General features: G+C 73.0%; 3 protein-coding genes. All 3 read left to right on the plus strand.

Annotated elements, in window-relative coordinates:
* Positions 1-341: 341 nt before the first annotated feature.
* The 3 genes from cysS (at position 342) to ACIBB8_RS37390 (ending at position 4,608) form a co-directional block, all read left to right on the plus strand.
* Complete coding sequence (gene cysS, locus ACIBB8_RS37380) at positions 342-1,745, plus strand: cysteine--tRNA ligase (RefSeq protein ID WP_398959816.1); 1,404 nt, start codon at positions 342-344, stop codon at positions 1,743-1,745.
* 80 nt (positions 1,746-1,825) lie between these two features.
* On the plus strand, positions 1,826-2,782 hold the full coding sequence (rlmB, locus tag ACIBB8_RS37385; RefSeq protein ID WP_398959818.1) for a 23S rRNA (guanosine(2251)-2'-O)-methyltransferase RlmB: 957 nt from the start codon (positions 1,826-1,828) through the stop codon (positions 2,780-2,782).
* Positions 2,783-2,985: 203 nt separating this feature from the next.
* Positions 2,986-4,608 (plus strand): DoxX family membrane protein, encoded by a 1,623-nt coding sequence (locus ACIBB8_RS37390; RefSeq protein WP_398959820.1) that lies wholly within the window; start codon positions 2,986-2,988, stop codon positions 4,606-4,608.
* The last annotated feature ends 176 nt before the right edge of the window (positions 4,609-4,784 follow it).

Consider the following 4,784-nt stretch of genomic DNA (forward strand, 5'->3'; position numbering starts at 1 on the left):
GAGGGGCCCCGGACCACCCCCCACCGGGCAGGCGAACGGTGCCACCAGGGGCCAGACGCACACATCAAGCCCGTCCGGCGATTGAGGACAAAACCGCCCACCCCGTGGGCCCGAACCCGCCGCGCGCGGCAACCCCCGCACACCCAGCCCGTCCGGCGTTTGAGGACGGAACCGCCCACCGCGTGGGCCCGAACCCGCCGCGCGCGGCAACCCCGCACAGCCAGCCCGCCCGGCGCTTGAGGACAAAGACGGCGGCCACTTTCGGGCGCCAGCAATACGAAGTTGTTTCGCTGCCCCCAAGGGGGCACTGCGCACAGGTGCGGGCCCACTACCCTTGAGGGGTGACTATTCGCCTGTACGACACCAGCGCCCGGCAGATCCGTGACTTCGTCCCGCTCACAGAGGGCTGTGTCTCGATCTACCTCTGTGGCGCGACCGTCCAGGCCGCCCCGCACATCGGGCACATCCGGTCCGGGCTGAACTTCGACATCATGCGCCGCTGGTTCGCCTACCGCGGCTACGACGTCACGTTCATCCGGAACGTCACCGACATCGACGACAAGATCATCGGGAAGTCGTCCGAGCAGGGCCGCCCCTGGTGGTCGATCGGGTACGAGAACGAGCGCGCGTTCAACGACGGCTACGACGCGCTCGGCTGCCTCCCGCCCACCTGCGAACCGCGCGCCACCGGCCACATCACTGAGATGGTCGAGATGATGCGCGGCCTGATCGAGCGCGGTCACGCCTACGAGGCCGACGGGAACGTCTACTTCGACGTTCGGTCGTTCCCCGGCTATCTGGAGCTCTCCAACCAGGACCTGGACGACCTGCGCCAGCCGTCCGGCGAGGGCGAGACCGGCAAGCGCGACCAGCGCGACTTCGCGATGTGGAAGGCGGCCAAGCCGGGCGAGCCCAGCTGGGAGACGCCGTGGGGCCGCGGCCGCCCCGGCTGGCACCTGGAGTGCTCCGCCATGGCGCACAAGTACCTCGGCACCGCCTTCGACATCCACGGCGGCGGCATCGACCTGATCTTCCCGCACCACGAGAACGAGATCGCCCAGGCGAAGGCCTACGGCGACGAGTTCGCGAAGTACTGGGTGCACAACGGCTGGGTCACCATGTCCGGCGAGAAGATGTCGAAGTCGCTCGGCAACTCGGTGCTCGTCAGCGAGATGGTCAAGGCGTGGCGCCCCATCGTGCTGCGCTACTACCTCGGCACCCCGCACTACCGGTCGATGATCGAGTACAGCGAGGAGGCGCTGCGCGAGGCGGAGTCCGCGTTCGCGCGAATCGAGGGCTTCGTCCAGCGGGTCATCGAGAAGGCCGGCGGCGAGGTCGTGGCCGCCTCCGAGGTGCCGCCCGCGTTCGCCGAGGCGATGGACGACGACCTGGGCGTCCCGCAGGCGCTCGCGATCGTCCACACCACCGTCCGGCAGGGCAACTCCGCGCTCGCCGCCGACGACAAGGAAGCGGCGGTCGCCAGACTCGCGGAGGTCCGCGCGATGCTCGGCGTCCTCGGTCTCGACCCGCTCGACGAACACTGGGCGGGGGAGAGTGACCGCGGCGAGGATCTGCACGGGGTCGTCGACTCGCTCGTACGCCTCGTCCTGGACCAGCGCCAGTCGGCCCGCGACCGCAAGGACTGGCCCGCCGCCGACGCCATCCGCGACCAGCTCAACCAGTCGGGCCTCGTCATCGAGGACAGTCCGACGGGCCCACGGTGGACACTCGGCCCGCGCCAGTAGGCCGTCCGTGTGCCGCCCGGCGTCCCGGGCGGCACACTTTCATTACGTACGCACGTCTGAAGCAACGAAACAGGTAGGTCATGGCCGGGAACAGCCAGCGCAGGAACCGCCGCACGTCCAACAAGAAGGGCATGCAGGTCGGCAGCGGTGGGCAGCGTCGCCGTGGCCTGGAAGGCAAGGGACCGACGCCGCCCGCCTCCGCCCGCAAGGGACACAAGAAGAACCGGATGGCGAACGCCCAGGCCCGACAGGCCGCTGCCCGCCGACCCGCCCCGCGGCGTGGTGGCGCCAAGGGCACGTCCGAGATGGTCGTGGGCCGCAACCCGGTCTACGAGGCGCTGCGCGACGGCGTCCCGGCGACCACTCTGTACGTCCAGCAGTACATCGACAACGACGAGCGGGTGCGCGACGCGCTCCAGCTCGCCGGCCAGCGCGGCAACATCAACCTGATGGAGGCGCCGCGCCCCGAGCTCGACCGGATGACGAACGGCCTGAACCACCAGGGCCTCGTCCTGCAGGTCCCGCCGTACGAGTACGCGCACCCGGAGGACCTCACCGCTGCCGCGTACGACAACGGCGAGGACCCGCTGATCGTCGCCCTCGACGGCGTCACCGACCCGCGCAACCTCGGTGCGGTCGTCCGCTCCGTCTCCGCGTTCGGCGGCCACGGCGTCGTCGTGCCGGAGCGCCGTGCGGCCGGGATGACGGCGGGCGCCTGGAAGTCCTCGGCGGGCACGGCGGCCCGTACGCCGGTCTCCCGGGTGACGAACCTGACCCGCGCCCTGGAGGGCTACCAGAAGGCCGGCCTCACGGTCGTCGGCCTCGCCGCGGACGGCGAGCACACCGTCCAGGACCTGGAGGCGCTCAGCGGCCCCGTCGTCATCGTCATCGGCAGCGAGGGCAAGGGCCTGGGCCGTCTGGTCGGCGAGACCTGCGACTACCTCGTCCGGATCCCGATGCCGGGCGGCGCGGAGTCGCTGAACGCCGGCGTCGCCGCGGGCATCGTGCTGTACGAGGCGGCCCGGCGCCGCGTCTGACCGGGCCGGCTCCCGGACGGGCCCGAGAGCGGCCGTCCGGGAGCCCGCACTGCCGGACGGCGGCGCAGGGCTCCGACCTCGGCAGACGCGGCGGCACCGACCGCCGCGCTCACCCCGGCCACCGCCCCGCCCGGGCCTGTTGACGGGTCTCGGACACATCGGGGCCGTCAAGGCAGTGTCCTAATCACACATCACTCGGTTAGATGAGTGTGGACACCAGAACGCCTCGGTTCGACGAACTACCCGCCCTGAGCATGGCCAAGGTGGACTGCGATCCAGCGCAGGTCATCGTCAACCACGCCAGCTTCCGGGTGCAGCTCGCCCCCGGCCAGCGCGCACGGGTGCGCGGTGCCGCCCCCGCGGGGTCCGCCAGGGTCCCCGCCATGAGCGGCAGCGGGGCGGGACGCGGCAGGCGCTCGCCCGTCGTGTGGAGCGGCAAGTCCGCCCCCGGCGACCCCGGCGCCACCGGACTCCTCCAGGCCGTACGGAACTCCACCGCGGTCGGCCTCGACGGCGGGTACGGCCCGTACGGCGACGAGTTCGGCGGCTCGGGCGCCACCCAGGTCATCCCGCGCCTGGACGAAACCCAGCCCACCCCCATCATCCCCGCCCCCCAACGGTCCGGCGGCCGCCACGGGCAAGGCCCGCTGCTGCCCCCGATGCGACAGGCGGTCGGCGCCTACGACGCCGTCGACACCGGCCCGTACGACCATGAGCCGTACGAGGACGACGAGTTCGACGAGACCGTCGGGAGCAGGTCGCACCGGCACAGCGCCGACACCGTCCGGCACGCGTACTACCCCGGACGCCGGATGAACCTCGGGGTCGTCCTCCTGCCGATGCGGGTGTTCCTCGGCTTCATCTCCATCTGCGCAGGCATGGGCAAGCTCTGCGACCCCGTCTACTTCGACGGCGGCGAGCGCGGCTCCATGGTCAAGTGGCTGACCTCGCTGCACCCTTGGGGACTCGCCGAACCGCTGCGGGACTTCGCACTCTCGCACCCGGTCGGGGCCGGACTCACCGTCGCCTTTCTCCAGGTCGTCGTCGGCGTCCTCACCGTCCTCGGCCTCTGGCAGCGGGTCGCCGCCTCGGTCGGCGCCCTGCTCTCCGCCGCGCTGCTGGTCACTGTCAGCTGGCGGACCGTCGCCGTCTACGACGCGCCGGACATCATCTACCTCGCCGCATGGAGCCCGCTCGTCATCGCGGGCGCCCCCGTCTACTCCGTCGACGGGCGCCTGGCCGGCGAGGCATGGCGCAGGCTCGGCCCGCGCTCCGCGATCTGGGACCTGCGCCGCCGGGTGCTGCGCCGCGGCGCCGTCGTCGCCACCGTCGTCGTCGGGCTCACCCTGCTCATCGGTTCGATGCTCGGCGGCGCCGTCCGCTCCTCCGAGGTCGTCACCGTGCCCGGACCGAACGACAACCCGACCAATCAGCTCCCCGGCTCCCCGCTCCCGCAGGAGTCGGGCAAGGGCAGGGCCTCGCGCAGCCCCGCCGGACAGAAGCCCTCCCCGGCGCGCTCCAGCGCCGCTGCCACGCCCTCCGCACAGGCGTCCACGCCCGGCACGGACAGCGTCCGCGAGTCCGGCCGGGCCGCCGGCGCCGACGCCGGACAGCCCAGCCAGACACAGGGCACCGGGCAGCAGCCCCCGCAGCAGACGACCCCGCAGCAGCCCCCGACGACCAGCGCCGGACCGAGCTCCTCCGGCTCCACCGGCACGGGCGGCGGCTCCACCAGCGGTGGTTCGACCGGCGGCGGCTCCACGGGGTCGACGTCCGGCGGCACGTCGGGCGGCGGCCGCAACCCGATCGGCGGCCTGCTCGGCTGAGAGCCTGTCGGGTGACCTCTGATCGGGCGGCCGCGCCGGAGGTCATCCGACAGACTCTGAGCCGCACGTCACGCGGGAGGGGGGGGGGGGGGCCCGCCCCCGGGCCCCCCCCCCCCCCCGGCGCCCCCCCCCCCCCCCCCCCCCCCCCCCCCCCCCCCCCCCCCCCCCCCCCCCCC

The sequence above is a fragment of the Streptomyces sp. NPDC051286 genome, assembly GCF_044455345.1.
In the GTDB taxonomy this organism is placed as follows: Bacteria; Actinomycetota; Actinomycetes; order Streptomycetales; family Streptomycetaceae; genus Streptomyces.

What these genes read in the sequence shown, in the direction of transcription:
- ACIBB8_RS37390 (WP_398959820.1), top strand. Translation starts at nt 2,986, where the DNA reads ATGAGTGTGGACACCAGAACGCCTCGGTTCGACGAACTACCCGCCCTG.
- rlmB (WP_398959818.1), top strand. Translation starts at nt 1,826, where the DNA reads ATGGCCGGGAACAGCCAGCGCAGGAACCGCCGCACGTCCAACAAGAAG.